General features: G+C 68.9%; 22 protein-coding genes. All 22 read left to right on the top strand.

The window, feature by feature from the left end:
- Nucleotides 1–221 precede the first annotated feature (221 nt).
- Complete coding sequence (locus tag FEV53_RS12080; protein WP_142835059.1) at nucleotides 222–1,196, top strand: phage protease; 975 nt, start codon at nucleotides 222–224, stop codon at nucleotides 1,194–1,196.
- A gap of 6 nt (nucleotides 1,197–1,202) precedes the next feature.
- Nucleotides 1,203–2,126 carry a Mu-like prophage major head subunit gpT family protein gene (locus FEV53_RS12085; RefSeq protein WP_142835060.1) on the top strand — a complete coding sequence of 308 codons (924 nt, stop codon included), beginning with the start codon at nucleotides 1,203–1,205 and terminating at the stop codon, nucleotides 2,124–2,126.
- A gap of 12 nt (nucleotides 2,127–2,138) precedes the next feature.
- The gene (locus tag FEV53_RS12090; RefSeq protein WP_142835061.1) at nucleotides 2,139–2,567 is read left to right on the top strand and encodes a hypothetical protein; all 429 of its coding nucleotides are present in this window, start codon (nucleotides 2,139–2,141) and stop codon (nucleotides 2,565–2,567) included.
- A gap of 46 nt (nucleotides 2,568–2,613) precedes the next feature.
- Entirely contained in the window at nucleotides 2,614–3,054 is a 441-nt protein-coding gene (locus FEV53_RS12095; RefSeq protein ID WP_142835062.1) for a gp436 family protein, read from the top strand.
- Nucleotide 3,055: 1 nt separating this feature from the next.
- On the top strand, nucleotides 3,056–3,496 hold the full coding sequence (locus tag FEV53_RS12100) for a phage virion morphogenesis protein (protein ID WP_142835063.1): 441 nt from the start codon (nucleotides 3,056–3,058) through the stop codon (nucleotides 3,494–3,496).
- Nucleotides 3,493–4,041, top strand: coding sequence for a hypothetical protein (locus FEV53_RS20870; RefSeq protein WP_185962184.1), 549 nt, complete (start codon nucleotides 3,493–3,495; stop codon nucleotides 4,039–4,041). Before FEV53_RS12100 ends, FEV53_RS20870 begins: the two co-directional genes overlap by 4 nt.
- Nucleotides 4,034–4,486: a phage baseplate assembly protein V gene (locus FEV53_RS12105; protein ID WP_185962185.1), complete on the top strand. Its 453-nt coding sequence runs from the start codon at nucleotides 4,034–4,036 to the stop codon at nucleotides 4,484–4,486. The genes FEV53_RS20870 and FEV53_RS12105 overlap by 8 nt, the downstream gene beginning before the upstream one ends.
- The gene (locus FEV53_RS12110) at nucleotides 4,483–4,704 is read left to right on the top strand and encodes a hypothetical protein (RefSeq protein ID WP_142835065.1); all 222 of its coding nucleotides are present in this window, start codon (nucleotides 4,483–4,485) and stop codon (nucleotides 4,702–4,704) included. The genes FEV53_RS12105 and FEV53_RS12110 overlap by 4 nt, the downstream gene beginning before the upstream one ends.
- The gene (locus FEV53_RS12115) at nucleotides 4,701–5,048 is read left to right on the top strand and encodes a GPW/gp25 family protein (protein WP_142835066.1); all 348 of its coding nucleotides are present in this window, start codon (nucleotides 4,701–4,703) and stop codon (nucleotides 5,046–5,048) included. The genes FEV53_RS12110 and FEV53_RS12115 overlap by 4 nt, the downstream gene beginning before the upstream one ends.
- The gene (locus FEV53_RS12120; protein WP_142835067.1) at nucleotides 5,045–5,953 is read left to right on the top strand and encodes a baseplate assembly protein; all 909 of its coding nucleotides are present in this window, start codon (nucleotides 5,045–5,047) and stop codon (nucleotides 5,951–5,953) included. The genes FEV53_RS12115 and FEV53_RS12120 overlap by 4 nt, the downstream gene beginning before the upstream one ends.
- On the top strand, nucleotides 5,946–6,518 hold the full coding sequence (locus tag FEV53_RS12125) for a phage tail protein I (protein WP_142835068.1): 573 nt from the start codon (nucleotides 5,946–5,948) through the stop codon (nucleotides 6,516–6,518). Before FEV53_RS12120 ends, FEV53_RS12125 begins: the two co-directional genes overlap by 8 nt.
- A complete protein-coding gene (locus FEV53_RS12130) occupies nucleotides 6,515–7,138 on the top strand; it encodes a hypothetical protein (RefSeq protein ID WP_142835069.1) in 624 nt (207 codons plus the stop codon). Before FEV53_RS12125 ends, FEV53_RS12130 begins: the two co-directional genes overlap by 4 nt.
- On the top strand, nucleotides 7,131–7,574 hold the full coding sequence (locus tag FEV53_RS12135; RefSeq protein ID WP_142835070.1) for a hypothetical protein: 444 nt from the start codon (nucleotides 7,131–7,133) through the stop codon (nucleotides 7,572–7,574). The genes FEV53_RS12130 and FEV53_RS12135 overlap by 8 nt, the downstream gene beginning before the upstream one ends.
- 19 nt (nucleotides 7,575–7,593) lie before the next feature.
- The gene (locus FEV53_RS12140; RefSeq protein WP_142835071.1) at nucleotides 7,594–8,772 is read left to right on the top strand and encodes a phage tail sheath subtilisin-like domain-containing protein; all 1,179 of its coding nucleotides are present in this window, start codon (nucleotides 7,594–7,596) and stop codon (nucleotides 8,770–8,772) included.
- 15 nt (nucleotides 8,773–8,787) lie between these two features.
- On the top strand, nucleotides 8,788–9,285 hold the full coding sequence (locus FEV53_RS12145; protein ID WP_142835072.1) for a phage major tail tube protein: 498 nt from the start codon (nucleotides 8,788–8,790) through the stop codon (nucleotides 9,283–9,285).
- Nucleotides 9,286–9,379: 94 nt separating this feature from the next.
- Nucleotides 9,380–9,724 (top strand): phage tail assembly protein, encoded by a 345-nt coding sequence (locus FEV53_RS12150; RefSeq protein ID WP_142835073.1) that lies wholly within the window; start codon nucleotides 9,380–9,382, stop codon nucleotides 9,722–9,724.
- A 26-nt stretch (nucleotides 9,725–9,750) separates the two neighbouring features.
- Complete coding sequence (locus tag FEV53_RS12155; protein ID WP_142835074.1) at nucleotides 9,751–9,879, top strand: GpE family phage tail protein; 129 nt, start codon at nucleotides 9,751–9,753, stop codon at nucleotides 9,877–9,879.
- Nucleotides 9,880–9,892: 13 nt separating this feature from the next.
- Nucleotides 9,893–12,391: a phage tail tape measure protein gene (locus FEV53_RS12160; protein WP_142835075.1), complete on the top strand. Its 2,499-nt coding sequence runs from the start codon at nucleotides 9,893–9,895 to the stop codon at nucleotides 12,389–12,391.
- Nucleotides 12,391–12,825: a phage tail protein gene (locus FEV53_RS12165; RefSeq protein WP_246100799.1), complete on the top strand. Its 435-nt coding sequence runs from the start codon at nucleotides 12,391–12,393 to the stop codon at nucleotides 12,823–12,825. Before FEV53_RS12160 ends, FEV53_RS12165 begins: the two co-directional genes overlap by 1 nt.
- A complete protein-coding gene (locus tag FEV53_RS12170) occupies nucleotides 12,822–13,025 on the top strand; it encodes a tail protein X (RefSeq protein WP_142835076.1) in 204 nt (67 codons plus the stop codon). The genes FEV53_RS12165 and FEV53_RS12170 overlap by 4 nt, the downstream gene beginning before the upstream one ends.
- A gap of 5 nt (nucleotides 13,026–13,030) precedes the next feature.
- Nucleotides 13,031–14,071, top strand: coding sequence for a phage late control D family protein (locus FEV53_RS12175; RefSeq protein ID WP_142835077.1), 1,041 nt, complete (start codon nucleotides 13,031–13,033; stop codon nucleotides 14,069–14,071).
- Nucleotides 14,068–14,477: hypothetical protein (locus FEV53_RS12180; RefSeq protein WP_221931611.1), on the top strand; the 410-nt coding region annotated here is incomplete at its 3' end. The genes FEV53_RS12175 and FEV53_RS12180, both read left to right, overlap by 4 nt.

Genomic DNA, 14,477 nt, shown 5'->3' on the forward strand with positions numbered 1-14,477 from the left:
AGTTAAACGGGTCTGTGGCGCCGGGATGGATTTTCGGGGGTCTCGGGTCCCGGGAGGCAAAAGCGGGGCTTTCTGAGGCCTCTGAGCGCGTCGCCCCTTGGCAGGGGCCAGACCAGCCGCTAGCCTCGACCTGTCTCCCCCCGCATGATCGCAGCCAGACCGACCGCCCCCCGACATCTGTCGGCGGAGATCGGGGCCAAGCGCCCCGCTAGAACGGCCTCATGAACGAGGTCATCCATCCCACCGAACTCATTGCGCTCAACGCCGAAGGTGGCGGGGTGCCCGACTGGATCAACGTGATCCCGGCGGGTCCCGGCATCCGGGGCATTGACGGGCGCGCCTGGACCCTCAGCGACGCCAATGCGGTGATCGAGACCTTCCGGCGGCGCGGCAACAAGCTGCCGGTCGATATCGAGCATTCCACCCAGCTCAAAGGCGGCGTCGGGGACCCGGCGCCGGCCATGGGCTTTATCACCGATCTGGAGAGCCGCGAGACCGGGCTCTGGGCGAAGGTCGACTGGAACGCGGCCGGCACGGAGCTTCTGCGCTCCGGCGCCTATGCCCATTGCTCGCCGGTCTTTGCCTATGACGCGGCCCGCCAGATCCGGCGCCTCGTCTCGGTAGGTCTGACCAACAATCCCAATCTGGACCTGGTCGCGCTGAACCGGGCCTTTCCTTCCCAACCTGAGGAGACACCAGCCATGGACAAGGCGGTGCTTGAGGCGCTTGGCCTCAATTCCGACGCCAGCGCGGCCGATGCGGTCGTGGCGATCACCAAACTCAAGGAGGCCGAGCAGGTGGCGCTGAACCGCGCCGCGGTGCCGGATCCGGAGAAGTTCGTGCCCCGGGCCGATCACCTGCTCGCGCTGAACCGCGTGGCGGCGTTCGAGGCGGCCGAGAAGACCCGCGCGGACGAGGCGATCACCGCCGCCGTCGACGCGGCGATCAAAGCCGGCAAGGTCGCGCCCGCCAGCCGCGACTATCACCTCGCCGCCTGCCGCACCGAGGGCGGGCTTGAGACGTTCACCGCCATGGTCGCGGGTCTGCCCGAGATCGTCACCCCCGCCACGCCGCGCGCCAAGGACGCGGGTTCGGGAGGTGTGGCTCTGAACACAGACCAGCGGGCCATCGCCGCGGCCTATGGCTGGACCGAAGATCAGGCGCGCGAGGCGTTCGCCGCCGAGAAGAAAGGCTGATCCGACATGGCAATCCTGACCCCCGGGCTCATCACCAATCTCAACACCGTCTACCGGCGCGATTTCCAGACCGCCTATAACGCGGCGCGCGAGGCAAGTTTCTTCAACCGCGTCGCCACCCTTGTGCCCTCCGGCAGCACCTCCAATACCTATGGCTGGCTGGGCGACGCGCCGCAGCTGCGCGAGTGGATCGGGTCCCGTGTCGTCAAGGACATGAAGGCCAGTGGCTACCAGATCACCAACAAGCTCTATGAAGCAACGGTGGGTGTGCCGCGCACCGCGATCGAGGATGACAGCCTCGGGGTCTACAGCCCGCTGATGGCGTCCATGGGCCAGAGTGCCGCCGACCACCCTGACCGTATGATCGCCGAGATCATCATGACCGGGGCCACGACGCTCTGTTATGACGGCCAGAACTTCTTCGACACCGATCACCCTGTGGCTGCGAACCATGACGGGACCGGCGCCGTTACGGCGGTGTCGAATTACGATAACGACGCGGGCTCGGGCGATCCGCTCTGGGTTCTGCTGGACACCACCAAGCCCCTGCGCCCCTTCATCTTCCAGGAGCGCACCAGGCCCGAGTTCGTCCAGAAGACCAACGCCGCCACCTCTGACGAGGTCTTCAAGACCGACAATTTCGAATGGGGGACGCGCTACCGCTGCAATGGGGGCTACGGCTTCTGGCAAATGGCCTATGGCAGCCGCGCCGATCTGACGGCGGCCAGCTTCGAGGCGGCGCGCACGAAGATGCGCAAGTTCACCGCCGATGGCGGGCGCCCGCTGGGGATCCGGCCCAATATCTGCCTCGTCTCGCCCGACAATGAGAGCGCGGCCAACCGGCTCTTCAAGACCATGGTCGACGCCAACGGCGCGTCGAACCCCCATTACAACGCCTGCGAGGTCATCGTGACCTCGTGGCTGCAGTAACGGGTGGGTCCGATGAGCATCACGCATATCATCACCGCGGTCGGCCTCATGGCTGACCAGACAACCTTCTGCCGGGCGGGCCGCGTCTTTGCGGCCACCGGCACCCCGGTCGATCGGGAGGAGATCGGCGCGGACGACTGGGCCCGTCTCGAGGCCGAACCGCATCTGCAGATCAGGGAGGCCACGGACGAAGAGATCGCGGCTTCTGAGGCGCGGCCGGATCCGCTCGATGAGCAGAGCGCCACCGCGCTCGCCGCGATGCTCGACGAGGCGATCCGCGCGCTACCGGCGGAGGAGTTCGGCAAGGACGGCGCGCCGAAGATCCCTGCGCTGAAGAAGATCCTGCCCGCAGATGTCCAGGCCCGCATCACCCCGGATTTGCGCGACGCGGTCTGGGCGGAGATGCGCGCGGCGGGCTTTGCCGCCCCCAATCCAACCTGATCGTCCCCTGAGCCCGACTGACCGCCCCACCTGACCTGAGGACCCCATGGCCTACGCCACGCAAGACGACATCGTCACACTCTATTCCGAGGACGCGCTCTTCGTGGCCGACCGCGATGATGATGGCGTGGCCGATGCCGTGGCGATCGACCGGGCGCTCGACTACGCCAGCGGCGAGATCGACAGCTATCTCGCCGCCCGCTACACGCTGCCGCTGCCCACAGCCCTGCCGCTGCTCTCCCAGTTCTGCGTCGATATCGCGCTCTACCGTCTGGCGCTCGCCCGCGATGTGCTGACCGAGGAGCACCGGCGGCGCTATGAGGACACGCTGAAGCACCTCAAGGACATCGCCCGCGGGGTGGCCGCGCTGAACCTGCCCGCGCCGATCGATCCCGAGACCGGCGCGGCGGAGGAGACCGGCCCCAATGCGGTGCTGATCACCGGGCCGGAGCGCGTCTTCACCCGCGACCGGATGCGGGGGCTCTGAGATGTCGGCCACGCTCCGCCTCACCACCCCCGGCCTTGACGCCGCGCTGGCCCGGCTGGCGCGCCTGTCATCCTTCGAGATGGCCAGCCTCGCCGATGCCGCCGGGGCGCTGCTCGAAAGCGGCGCGCGCGGCCGGATGATTTCCAAAGAGGCCCCCGACGGCACCCCCTGGGCTGACTGGTCCATTGGCTATGCCGCGACGCGGGGAGAGCAGCACTCGCTTCTGGTGAATGAAGGCGATCTGACCGACAGCCTTGCGAGCTATGCCACCGGCGATGAGGTCCATGTGGGCTCGAACCTCATCTATGCCGCCCATCACCAGATCGGCGGCGCAGAGATCGGCTCCGGCCTCCCGGCACGCCCCTATCTGGGCCTCTCCCCCGAGGACGCGATCGATCTGCGCGATCTGGTCACCGGCACGCTGGAGGGGCTTTTTTCATGAGTGACACGCTGCTCTCCGATCTGCCCGACACGATCTGCGCAGCCGTCCGCACCCGCATGCCGGAGCTGCGCGAGTGCCGCCCCCATGCGGGGCTCTTCAATCTCGAGGAGCTGAAGAAGACCGGCCTGCCATCACCCTCGGTGCTGATCTCGATGCTGGGCGCCAGACAGGACACGCCCCATGCCGGGGCCCCGGCCGGGTTCCTTCTGCAGATGGCGGCCTATGTCACGGTGAAGGACGCGCTGGGCGCGCCGCGCGATATCCGCGCCGCCAATATCTGCCAGGTCCTTCTGCAGCTCATCCCTGAGCAGCGCTGGGGCGTTGATGCCTTTGGAGCCGCCCGGGCCGTGCGCATGCACACGCTGATCTCCGGCAAGACCCGCGATCATGGCGTCTCGCTCTGGGCGGTCACCTGGGATCAGCCCGTCAGCTTCTTCGCGCCCCCGGACGCCCCCCTCGGTCTCGCGCTCTATCTCGGCGAGGCGCCAAAGATCGGCGCGGCCCATGAGGACGATTACACCCGGATCGGAGGCAGAGATGTCTGAACCGCTCGCCGAAGCCGATCGCCGCATCGAGAACCTGATCCGCGTAGGCCGGGTCGTCTCGGTCGATGCCGGCACCGCGCGGGCGGTGGTGGATTTTGGCGATCTGCACTCCCCGCTGCTGCCCGTGGGCCAGATCCGCGCCGGGCAGTTGCAGTTCTGGTGGATGCCCGGCGAGGGCGAGCAGGTCCTCGTCGCCTGCGAGAGCGGGGATATCGCCCAGGGGGTCATCGTGGCCAGCCTCTATGCCAGCAATGCCTGCAGCTCGGATGGCAGCACCCCGCAGATCGATCTCAAAGGCGGGCAGATGATCCTGAACGGCAGCCTGCGCGTCACCGGCGATGTGATCGTCGAGGGGGACGTGATCGCCCAGGGCGTCAGCCTCGTCACCCACACCCACAAGGACGTCATGTCCGGCAACAGCAACACAGGAGCGCCCAACCGATGAGCAAACCCGCACAGACCCGCGACTACCTTGTCACCGCCGATGGCTGGATCGCCGGGCAGCGCCGCAAGACCGGCGACCCGGTCTCGCTCACACCGCGTCAGGCGCAATATGAGAACGTCACCCCGGCGGAGGGCGCGGCAAAGCCCGAGCCGCCCTCGACCTCCACGACCTCCGCCACCCCCGCGACCTCCGCCAGGCGGACCCGCACGACCGAATGAGCGGGATGAACCGGCATACGGGCCTCGGGCTCGGGGGCGACGCGCATCTCGCACAGTCGATCCTCGATATCCTGACGACGCCGAAGGGCACGCTGGTGATGCTGCGCGACTATGGCTCGGAGCTGCCCGATATCATCGACCAGCCCCTGAACGGCGAGACCATGGTCGATGCCTATATGGCCACCGCCGAGGCGCTGGCACTCTGGGAGCCCCGCATCGATCTGGCGCGCATTGAACTGGTGGACGCCCGCCCCGGTCGCGCGGTGTTCGAGCTGACCGATGCCGGGGGCCGGGTCCTGCCGCTCCCGGTGGATCTGGATCCGCAGGAGGCGTCCGCGCCATGACCCGGTTCAGCGATATCGATCTGGCCGAGCTGCCCGCCGCCGAGGTGATCACACAGGTCTCCTTCGACGCGCTTCTCGAAGAGATGACCGCCCATGTGGAGACGAGGCTTCCCGAGCTGAGCCCCCATATCCGGCTCGAGAGCGAGCCCATGCGCAAGATCCTCCGGGTCGCGGCGTATTTCCGGATGCTCGACCGGCAGGAGTTCAACGACAACGCCAAAGGCCTTCTGCTGGCCAAGGCCACCGGCGGCACGCTCGATCAGCTCGCCGCCTTCTGGAGCGTCGCCCGTCTGGTGGTGCAGGCGGCCGATGCGACCGCCAGCCCGCCCATCCCGGAGATCCTCGAGAGCGACGCCGCCTTCCGCCGCCGGGTGCAGCTCTCCCTCGAAGCCCACACCACCGCAGGCTCCCGCGGGGCCTATCTGTTCCACGCCCTGTCGGCCTCGGCAGAGGTGACCGATGCCAGTGTCGAACGCCCCAACCCCGGCGAGGTGCGGATCTCGGTGCTGGCCCGCGCGGGAGACGGCACGCCCTCGCAAGCGCTCCTCGATACCGTCGCCGCGGCCCTGACCGCCGAAGAGGTCCGCCCCCTGTGCGACACCGTGATCGTCGCGGCCCCCCAGATCACCCCCTTCAGCGTCACCGCCGAGCTGACCCTCTATGAGGGGCCCGGCGATGCGGAGGTGCTGGAGGCGGGCACCGCCGCGCTCGATCGCTATCTCTCCGATCATCACCGGCTGGGCCATGACATCACCCGCTCGGGCCTCTTTGCCGCGCTCCACCAGCCGGGCGTGCAGAATGTCACCCTCACCACGCCCGCCGCAGATCTCGTCATCGGGCCGGAGGCCGCCGCATACTGCCCGCCCGAGGCGCGCAGCGTGAGCATCGGAGGCCGCGATGTCTGAGCCGGTCCCGATCCTGCCGCCCAATCACAGCCCCCTTGAGGCCGCGCTTGAGGGCGCCGTTGCCCGCACCCGTCCCGATCTGGGGCCGGTGGCGCGGCTGATGCACCCCGATGCCTGCCCGGCGCCGCTCCTGCCCTGGCTCGCCTGGGCGCTCTCGGTCGATATCTGGGACCGCGACTGGCCGGAGGCGACACAGCGCGCGGCCGTCGCGGCCTCTCTGGCCATCCACCGCCGCAAGGGCACCGTCGCCTCGGTGCGCGCCGCCATCGCCGCCTTTGGCTATGGCACGGCGGTGATCGTCGAAGGCTTTGGCGGCTACCGGTACGATGGAGACCTCGTCCATGACGGCGCCGAGACCTATGGCACGCCGGATCACTGGGCCGAATACCGCGTCTATCTCGACCGCCCGATCACCCTTGATCAGGCGGAGCAGCTGACAGCCATCCTGCGCGAGACCGCGCCCGCCCGCTGCCATCTCAAGGGGCTGTCCTTCACCCGCGCCGCCCACCGCTACAACGGCGCGATCTCCTATGACGGCATCTATTCCTACGGAGTTGCGGCATGACCAACCTCACCGAGGACGCCACATGGATCGACGGGATCTACCAGATCGAGACCACCGATCCGGTCATTGGCGGCCCGCCCAATATCGCCACCAAATCCGGTGTGCCCAATATCGCCGCCCAGCAGCTGGCCAACCGCACCGCCTGGCTGAAGGAGCAGCTCAATCTCTCCACGCCGAGGTTCACGCGCATCTTCGACGACGCCAACCCCCTTGTCGCCTATCCGGGCGGGACCAGCCATGCCGATGCCGTCGTCACCCATGAAGTGAGCTACCTGAGCGCGTTTCCCGGTTTGACCTCGACGCTCTACATCTCGTGGTCGTCTCTGCTGCGCCTCTACACACCCGACCTTCCGCGCGCCCGCGCCAGGGCCTTCCTGACCAATGCGGCTGGAAGCATCATCAGCAATGAAGAATACGTCTATGACAGCGGACCCGCGACAGGGTCGGTCTGGATCTGGGGCAATGTCGGCGGCTTCCTCAGCTATAACCGGACGGCGGCGGAAGCCTCCGTCACCCTCCAGCAACGATGCCTGATGGACACGGCCAGTGCCGGCAGCGGCGCCACGGCGTCCATCGACAAGCTGGAACTCCTGATCGTGGAGGTCGCCCGCGATGGATAAGCGTCTTTACCCCGCGATGATCACCGCAGCCCGGAAGGCTGGCTTTCCGATCCGGATGATCCGCGACGACCAGATCACCTGGGCCGGTGCCACGCCCGATGCCGCCACACGCGACGCCATCCTGGCCGCCGCGGCCCTCGGGGACCGGCAGGAGGCCGTCCGCGCCGAATGCCGGCGGCGGATCTACGCCATCGCCTCCGCCGAGGCGCAATCAAACATGGCGCTGGCGCAGGGACAAATCGCAGCCCGGCCCGGATCCGGGCGCAGTGCCGGGGATCTGGCGCTGCTCGCGGGTGTCGCGGCCGCGCTCGATTGGGTGACGCAGATGCGCGCCGCCTATGCCGCGCTCAGCGCGGATCCTGACGCTGACTACACATCCGACACCGCCTGGCCGGACTGTCCGGCCGAAGCAAAGGCCGTGGCCGCTCAATTCTGATCGAAAGGAGGCATCCCAAATGCCCGAACAGTTTCTCCACGGGGTCGAAGTCGTCCAGATCGATGACGGGATCCGCCCCATCCGCACCGCAAAAAGCTCGGTCATCGGGCTCGTGGGCACCGCGCCCGCGGCCGCAGGCCTGCCGCTCAATGAGCCCGTTCTGATCTCGGGCCCGCGCGCCGCCGCCGCGCTCGGGGCCACCGGCACCCTGCGCGATGCCTATAACGCCATCTATGCGCAAGGTGTGCAGGAGGTCGTCATGGTCGCCGTGGCGGAGGGCGCGACGCCCGCCGAGACGAAGGCCAATGTGGTGGGCGATGCAAGCCTCGGGACCGGCGTCTGGGCGCTGGAAGCGGCCCGCGCGCGGCTCGATCTGACGCCGCGGATCAATATCGCCCCGGGCTTTACCTCCGGGCTGCCCGGCGAGGGCGTCAATCCGGTGGTCTCGGCCCTGATCTCGGTCAGCGAGAAGCTCCGCGCCGTGGTGGTCAAGGACGGGCCCAATACCTCCGAGGACGACGCAAAGGCGGATCGGCAAAATTACGGCTCGGACCGGCTCTTCATCGTCGATCCGGCGGTCACCGTCTTTGACACCGCCTCCGCCACGGATGTCACCATGCCCGCCTCCGCCCATGTGGCGGGGCTGATTGCCCGGCGCGATGTGGAGAAGGGCTTCTGGTGGTCGCCCTCGAACCAGATCATTCGCGGCATCACCGGAACCACCCGGCCGGTGGGTTTTCACCTCAGTTCGGCGGCCACCGAAGCCAACCGGATGAATGAGGCCGAGGTTGCCACGATCATTCGCCGTGACGGCTTCCGGCTCTGGGGCAACCGCTCCACCAGCGCCGATGCGCAATGGGCCTTCCTGTCGGTGCGCCGCACCGCCGATCTCCTCGCCGAGAGCGTGGAGGCCGCCCATCTCTGGGCCATGGACCGGCCCATGTCGGCCCAGCTCTTCATGGATATCCGCGACGGGGTGCAGGCCTTCGGGCAGGGCCTCGTGCGCCAGGGCGCGCTTCTGGGCTTTCGCTGCTGGCTCGATGCGGAGCTGAACACCGAGGCCACGCTGAAAGCGGGCAAGCTCTATCTCGATTACGCCTTCGAGCCACCCGCGCCGCTGGAGCACCTGGTGTTCCGCGCCCACCGCGAGGGCACCTATTACGAGGATCTCGTCTCCTCGGTCAAAGCCGCAGCCTGAGGAGGATAGGCCGTGATGCAGTACCCCCGCACCATCCGGAACTTCAACGCCTTCATCGACGGGGTCAGCTATGCGGGCCGCGTCCTCGAGGGCAAATTGCCCGAGCTGAAGCTGCAGACCGCCAGCCACCGCGGCGGCGGCATGGACGGGCCGCTGGCCATCGATATGGGCATGGAGGCCCTGCAGTCGGAGATCACGCTGGCCGAATGGCCGCCGGAGCTGATCAAGATGTTCGGCACGCGCCAGCGGATGACCTTCCGCCCCGGTGCCATGGGCGAGCACGATCTCTCGGCCGACAGCTTTGTCGCCTCCCTCGGCGGGCGCTGGTCGGTGGTTAACTTCGCCGATCTGAAGCCCGGCTCGGACGTGCCGCTGAAGCTCAGCCTCGAGGTCGATTATGTCCGGATGCAAAAGGACGGCGACGAGCTCTTCGAGATCGATATCGAAGCCGGAAAGCGCGTCATCGGCGGGGTCGATCAGCTGGCGGAGATGCGCCGCGCCATGGGTCTCTGAGCCTGAGCCCCTGTCTGCCGGGCGGCGCCGCCCGCCCGGATCACACCTCCTTTAACACCCCGTTTAAACCCCGCTTCAAAAGAGGACCCGCCCGATGGCCAAAGCAGAGCCCCCCAAAGCCGAGACCAAACCCGTCCAGCCCAAACCCGCCCCGAACACCATCACGCTGTCGGCCCCCGTCACCGTGGACGGGGCCGAGGTCACCGAGATCACGCTCCGCGAGCCGCGCGCGGGCGAGCTGCGCGGGCTGTCGATGACCCAGATCGCCCAGATGGAGGCCGGGCAGATGATGCGGCTTTTGCCCCGCATCACCCAGCCGCCGCTCTCCGAGGCCCAGATCAGCGCGCTCTCTCTGCGCGACTTCTTCGGGCTCAGCGCCGGGGCCGCGTCTTTTTTGGTCTCGCCGGAGGATCTGAAGGCGCTGAAGGAGAGCCGCTGATCCTGCCCGAGGATGTCGAGGAGGCGATGGCGGATCTCGCCCTCGTCTTCCACTGGACGCCCGAGACCCTGAACCGGATGTCGCTCCGCGAACTGGCGGGGTGGCGCGAGAAAGCCCGGGCCCGCGTCGCCCCTGACGCGGGATCCCGCCCCTGACAGCGGAGCCCCCATGGCCGTCGGAGATCTCAATATCGCGCTTGTGCTGAAGCTGGTGGACAAGGCCACCGGCCCGGCGCAGGCCGCGACGACGGCGCTGCGCAGGATCGGCCGCGTGTCTGAGGAGACCGGGCGCCGGGGCGTGGTCTGGACCAATGAACAGATCGCCGCCAACCGCGCGCGTCAGGGCGCGCTCATGGGTGAGGCGTTCGGGGTGGCCGCGCTGGCCGGATCGCTCGCCGCCGCGCTCCGCCCCGCGATCAGTTTTGAGCGCTCCATGGCCGGGGTGGGCGCGGTGGCGCGGGCGAATGACGACGAGCTCGACCGGCTCACCGCCACCGCCCGCGAGCTGGGCGCGACCACCCCCTGGGCCGCCTCCGAGGCCGCGGAGGGCATGCGCTTTCTCGCCATGGCCGGGTTTGACACCACCCAGACCATCGCCGCCATGCCGGGCATGCTGAACCTCGCCAGCGCCGGGGCCATCGATCTCGGTCGCGCCGCCGATATTGCCTCGAACGTGCTCTCGGGCTTCGGGCTCGACGCGGCCCAGATGACCCGGCTGGGCGATGTGCTGACCAACACCTTCACCAGCTCCAACACCGATCTCGCCATGCTGGGCGAGACCATGAAGTATGTGGCCCCCAATGCCGCCGCGCTGGGCGTCTCGCTGGAGCAGACCGCCGCCATGGCGGGCAAGCTCGGCGATGCCGGCATTCAGGGCAGTCAGGCGGGCACCGCGCTGCGCGCCATGATGCTGCGCCTCGCAGCCCTCCCGAAGCCCGCCGCCGAGGCCCTCGATCAGCTGGGCGTGGCCACCATGGATGCGACCGGCAATCTGCGCGACATGCCGACGATCCTCGCCGAGGTCCACACCGCCCTGCAGGATCTCGGGACCGGCAGTCAGGCCGCGCTGATCAACGATATCTTCGGCATGGAAGCCGCCAGTGCGGCGACGATCCTTCTGGGCGAGGCGGGCTCCGGCGCGCTGCAGACCTATGCCGAGGCGCTCACCGAGACCGGATCGGCGGCGCGGGTGGCGGCGGAACTGAACGAGAGCACCGCCGGGGCGCTGAAGCGGCTGGGCTCGATCACCGAGAGCCTCGCCATCACCATGGGCACCGTGCTCCTGCCGCAGATCGTCAGCCTTCTCGACCGGGTCATTCCCGTGATCGGCGCGCTGGAGCGCTGGGCCGGGGCGCATCCCGACCTGATCACGCTGGCGTTCCGCCTCACCGCCGGGCTTCTGGCCCTGAAGCTCGCCTCGATCGGGCTGCGCTTTGGCCTCTTCGCGCTTCTGGGACCGGTCCTGCAGATCCTGCGCGCCGGCAGCGGGCTGCTGATCCTGCTGCCGCGCATGGCGGGGGCGCTGACAGCACTCCTCAACCCGCTCCGGCTTCTCAAGGGCGCCTTCATCGCGCTGCGCGTGGCGCTGCTCGCAACCGGGATCGGCGCGCTTCTGGCCGGGATCGCCATGGCAGGCGTGTGGATCACCAATAACTGGTCCGGCCTTGGCACCTTCTTTGCCAATCTCTGGCAGAGCTTCCGCGACGGGCTCGGCCCCGCCGGCCCTATGATCGACCGGCTGGTCGCGGGCGCCCGGAAGATCGGGACATGGATCTCCGGTCTCACCGGCCCGCTCGAGGCCAGCGCCGGCCAATGGCAGAGCTGGGGACAGGCCGCGGGGACCGGCCTCGCGGGCTTTGTGACCATGCTGGGCGAGATCGGCGGCAAGATCGCCGGGATCTTTGATCCGCTGATGGACAAACTCCGCGCGGTCACCGATGCCTTCCGGGTCAGCCTCCTCGACGGGGTCTTTCGCCTCATCGCCGAGTTCAATCCCTTCACCCTCGCGGTCGAGGGCGCCCAGGTGCTGCTCTCGGAACTGGGCCGGGTGCTGGGCCTGCCGGGCGAGATCATCGCCGCCTTTGGCGCGATCGATCTGGCCGAGACCGGGCACCGGATGATCCGCACCCTCTGGGACGGGGCCAACGCGGTGCTCGGCCCCATGGTCGCCGCCATCGGCGCGAAGCTCTCGGGCCTCGTGCCCGGCTGGATGAAGAGCGCCTGGGGCTGGGTCTCCGGCGATGACGGGGACGCGACGCCCCGCGTCGCGGGCGGGCGGGATCGCGGCGGTCCGGTGCGGGCCGGGATCCCCTATCTCGTGGGCGAGCGGGCGCCCGAGATCTTCGTCCCCGGAACCGCCGGTCAGATCCTGCCCGCCCGGACGCTGCGCGCCGCCATGATGGCCGCGACCCTTGCCGCTCCGGCCACACTCCCCGCCGCTGCCGCCATCGCAGAGAGCGCGCCGGCACGCCCGCTGATCGACCGCCGTCCGGCGCTCGCGGCCCCGACACCCGCGCCGCCCGTGATCCGTCATGGCGATACGATCACCATCTCCATCACCGCCGCGCCCGGCATGGATGAGGCGACGCTCGCCCGGCGGATCCGCGAGGAGCTGGAGCGGCGCGAGGATGCCCGCCGCGCCGATCTCCATGACGGGGTGGATTACTGATGGGACCCTCGGCGCTCATCATGATGGCTCTCGGTCCCTTCCGCTTTGGCATGAGCCACGGCGCCTATCAGCGCTTCCAGCGCAGCGCGGGCTATCGCTGGGCCAAGCTTGACCGCCTCGGCCGCGCGCCCGCCCTGCAATATCTCGGCCCCGACACAGAGGAGGTGCGGATGGACGGGGTGATATACCCCCATTTCAAAGGTGGCCTGAGGCAGGTCGATCTGATGCGCGCCCGTGCCGGGCTGGGCCAGCCCCTGATGATGGTCGACGGGCTCGGCTGGGTCTGGAAGCGCTGGGTGATCGCCGGGGTGGACGAGCAGAAGGACACCTTCCTGCGCGATGGCGCCCCCCGCCGCATCACCTTCACCCTCACGCTCCAGAGCTATGGCAGTGATGCCGATGGGCTGAGCGCCAGACTGGGAGGCCTGCTGTGACCCCGTACCGCACCACCGAAGGCGACATGATCGATGCGATCTGCAAGGCGCATTACGGCTCCGAGGCGATGACCGAAGCGGTCTATGACGCCAATCCCGGCCTTGCGGCCCGGGGACCGGTCCTGCCGAAGGGGCTGGTGATCCTGCTGCCCGACGCGCCGGCGGCCCCGGTGCGCCACCCGATCCGGCTCTGGAGCTGACGCCCATGCAGATCGCCTTCCAGATCCGCGCCGATGGGGCCGATATCACCGGCCGCGTCAATGACCGGCTTCTCGGCCTGTCGGTCATCGATGAGGCCGGGGCCCAGGCCGACCGCGCCGAGATCACCCTCGACAATCGCGACATGCGCCTCGCCCTGCCTTCGGGCGGGGCGGTGCTGGAGATCGCGCTGGGCTATCGTGGCGCGCTGGTGGCGCTGGGCCGCTTCGTGGTCGATGAGGTGACCGGCGGGATCGGTCCCGACACGATCACCCTCCATGCCAAAGCGGCCGACATGCTGGGGCCGATCCGCGCCCGCAAGACCCGCGCCTGGACGGACCAGACCCTCGGGCAGATCGCCCGGACCATCGCAGGCGAACACGGGCTGACCGCGAAGGTGGCCGCAAGCCTCGCCTCCGTCGCCTATCCCTATCTCGCCCAGACCGCCGAGAGCGATCTGAACCTGCTCACCCGGCTGGCCCGCGATCTCGACGCGGTGGCCAAGCCCGCCGGCGGCGCGCTCGTGGTGCTGCCCCGCGATGCCACAGAGAGCGCCGGGGGCACCGCCTTGCCCGTCACCCCGATCCAGCGCTCGGAGATCACCTCGGGCCGCTGGAAGATCACCGGGCGCGGCCTCTATGGCAAAGTCACCGCGCAATGGGGCGACCGCGGGGCGGGTGCGGTGCAGACCGTGACCGAGGGGGACGGCACACCGGTCCTCGCCCTGCGCCATCGCCACCCGACCGAAGAAGCGGCCCGCCGGGCGGCCCGCGCCGCGCTCACCCGCAACACCCGTGCCGCAGGCCAGATCGATCTCACCCTCGGCGGCTTCCGCGGGGATCTGATGGCCGGGGCGGAGATCGGGATCGCGGGCCTGCTGCCCGAACTCGACGGGCGCTGGCGTCTGACCCGGGTCACCCACCGCCTCGGCACGACCCTCGCCACCAGCCTGACAGCCGAGCGTGGCACGCCCGAGATGACTGAGACGGAGACGACTGAGACGGGGACCACAGAGCCCGCGACCACAAAAACGGAGACCGCACCATGACCGCGTCCCCCACCGCCCGGCGCCAGCCTCTGGGCGAGATCGGCGAAGGCAGCACCTTCGAGACCCGCTTCGGGATCGCCGACACCGCCGGCGTCTTCGCCCTGACGCTCGCCGCCGGGCCCGATCTGCCCCCCGATGTGACCCTCACCGGCCCGCCCCATCTGGTGGCCTCGTACGGTGCGCTCACCCTGCGCCTCGCGCCCGCAGACCTCGCGCCGCTCGCTCTGAACCGCTCCTATCTCTACAACCTGTGGCACCGCACCGCCGCCGGGCCGCAGCTGCTCTATTACGGCGCCGTGAAGATCCGCGACGCGCTGCCCATCCCCTTTCCCGACACCCCTTACCTCACCCTCGCAGGCGAGATCGTCACCCTCGACGGTCAGCCGGTGATCGTGACCGACGCCTG

Origin of the sequence: Palleronia caenipelagi (genome assembly GCF_007004065.1) — a bacterium.
Classification (GTDB): Bacteria; Pseudomonadota; Alphaproteobacteria; order Rhodobacterales; family Rhodobacteraceae; genus Palleronia; species Palleronia caenipelagi.

Excerpts from the sequence above, each read along its gene's own strand:
- FEV53_RS12115 (WP_142835066.1), top strand. The coding sequence starts at position 4,701 with ATGAGCGGGATGAACCGGCATACGGGCCTCGGGCTCGGGGGCGACGCG.
- FEV53_RS20870 (WP_185962184.1), top strand. The coding sequence starts at position 3,493 with ATGAGTGACACGCTGCTCTCCGATCTGCCCGACACGATCTGCGCAGCC.
- FEV53_RS12165 (WP_246100799.1), top strand. The coding sequence starts at position 12,391 with ATGGGACCCTCGGCGCTCATCATGATGGCTCTCGGTCCCTTCCGCTTT.
- FEV53_RS12150 (WP_142835073.1), top strand. The coding sequence starts at position 9,380 with ATGGCCAAAGCAGAGCCCCCCAAAGCCGAGACCAAACCCGTCCAGCCC.
- FEV53_RS12080 (WP_142835059.1), top strand. The coding sequence starts at position 222 with ATGAACGAGGTCATCCATCCCACCGAACTCATTGCGCTCAACGCCGAA.
- FEV53_RS12125 (WP_142835068.1), top strand. The coding sequence starts at position 5,946 with ATGTCTGAGCCGGTCCCGATCCTGCCGCCCAATCACAGCCCCCTTGAG.
- FEV53_RS12160 (WP_142835075.1), top strand. The coding sequence starts at position 9,893 with ATGGCCGTCGGAGATCTCAATATCGCGCTTGTGCTGAAGCTGGTGGAC.
- FEV53_RS12175 (WP_142835077.1), top strand. The coding sequence starts at position 13,031 with ATGCAGATCGCCTTCCAGATCCGCGCCGATGGGGCCGATATCACCGGC.
- FEV53_RS12135 (WP_142835070.1), top strand. The coding sequence starts at position 7,131 with ATGGATAAGCGTCTTTACCCCGCGATGATCACCGCAGCCCGGAAGGCT.
- FEV53_RS12095 (WP_142835062.1), top strand. The coding sequence starts at position 2,614 with ATGGCCTACGCCACGCAAGACGACATCGTCACACTCTATTCCGAGGAC.
- FEV53_RS12140 (WP_142835071.1), top strand. The coding sequence starts at position 7,594 with ATGCCCGAACAGTTTCTCCACGGGGTCGAAGTCGTCCAGATCGATGAC.
- FEV53_RS12145 (WP_142835072.1), top strand. The coding sequence starts at position 8,788 with ATGCAGTACCCCCGCACCATCCGGAACTTCAACGCCTTCATCGACGGG.
- FEV53_RS12105 (WP_185962185.1), top strand. The coding sequence starts at position 4,034 with ATGTCTGAACCGCTCGCCGAAGCCGATCGCCGCATCGAGAACCTGATC.
- FEV53_RS12100 (WP_142835063.1), top strand. The coding sequence starts at position 3,056 with ATGTCGGCCACGCTCCGCCTCACCACCCCCGGCCTTGACGCCGCGCTG.
- FEV53_RS12085 (WP_142835060.1), top strand. The coding sequence starts at position 1,203 with ATGGCAATCCTGACCCCCGGGCTCATCACCAATCTCAACACCGTCTAC.
- FEV53_RS12155 (WP_142835074.1), top strand. The coding sequence starts at position 9,751 with ATGGCGGATCTCGCCCTCGTCTTCCACTGGACGCCCGAGACCCTGAAC.
- FEV53_RS12130 (WP_142835069.1), top strand. The coding sequence starts at position 6,515 with ATGACCAACCTCACCGAGGACGCCACATGGATCGACGGGATCTACCAG.
- FEV53_RS12120 (WP_142835067.1), top strand. The coding sequence starts at position 5,045 with ATGACCCGGTTCAGCGATATCGATCTGGCCGAGCTGCCCGCCGCCGAG.
- FEV53_RS12090 (WP_142835061.1), top strand. The coding sequence starts at position 2,139 with ATGAGCATCACGCATATCATCACCGCGGTCGGCCTCATGGCTGACCAG.
- FEV53_RS12110 (WP_142835065.1), top strand. The coding sequence starts at position 4,483 with ATGAGCAAACCCGCACAGACCCGCGACTACCTTGTCACCGCCGATGGC.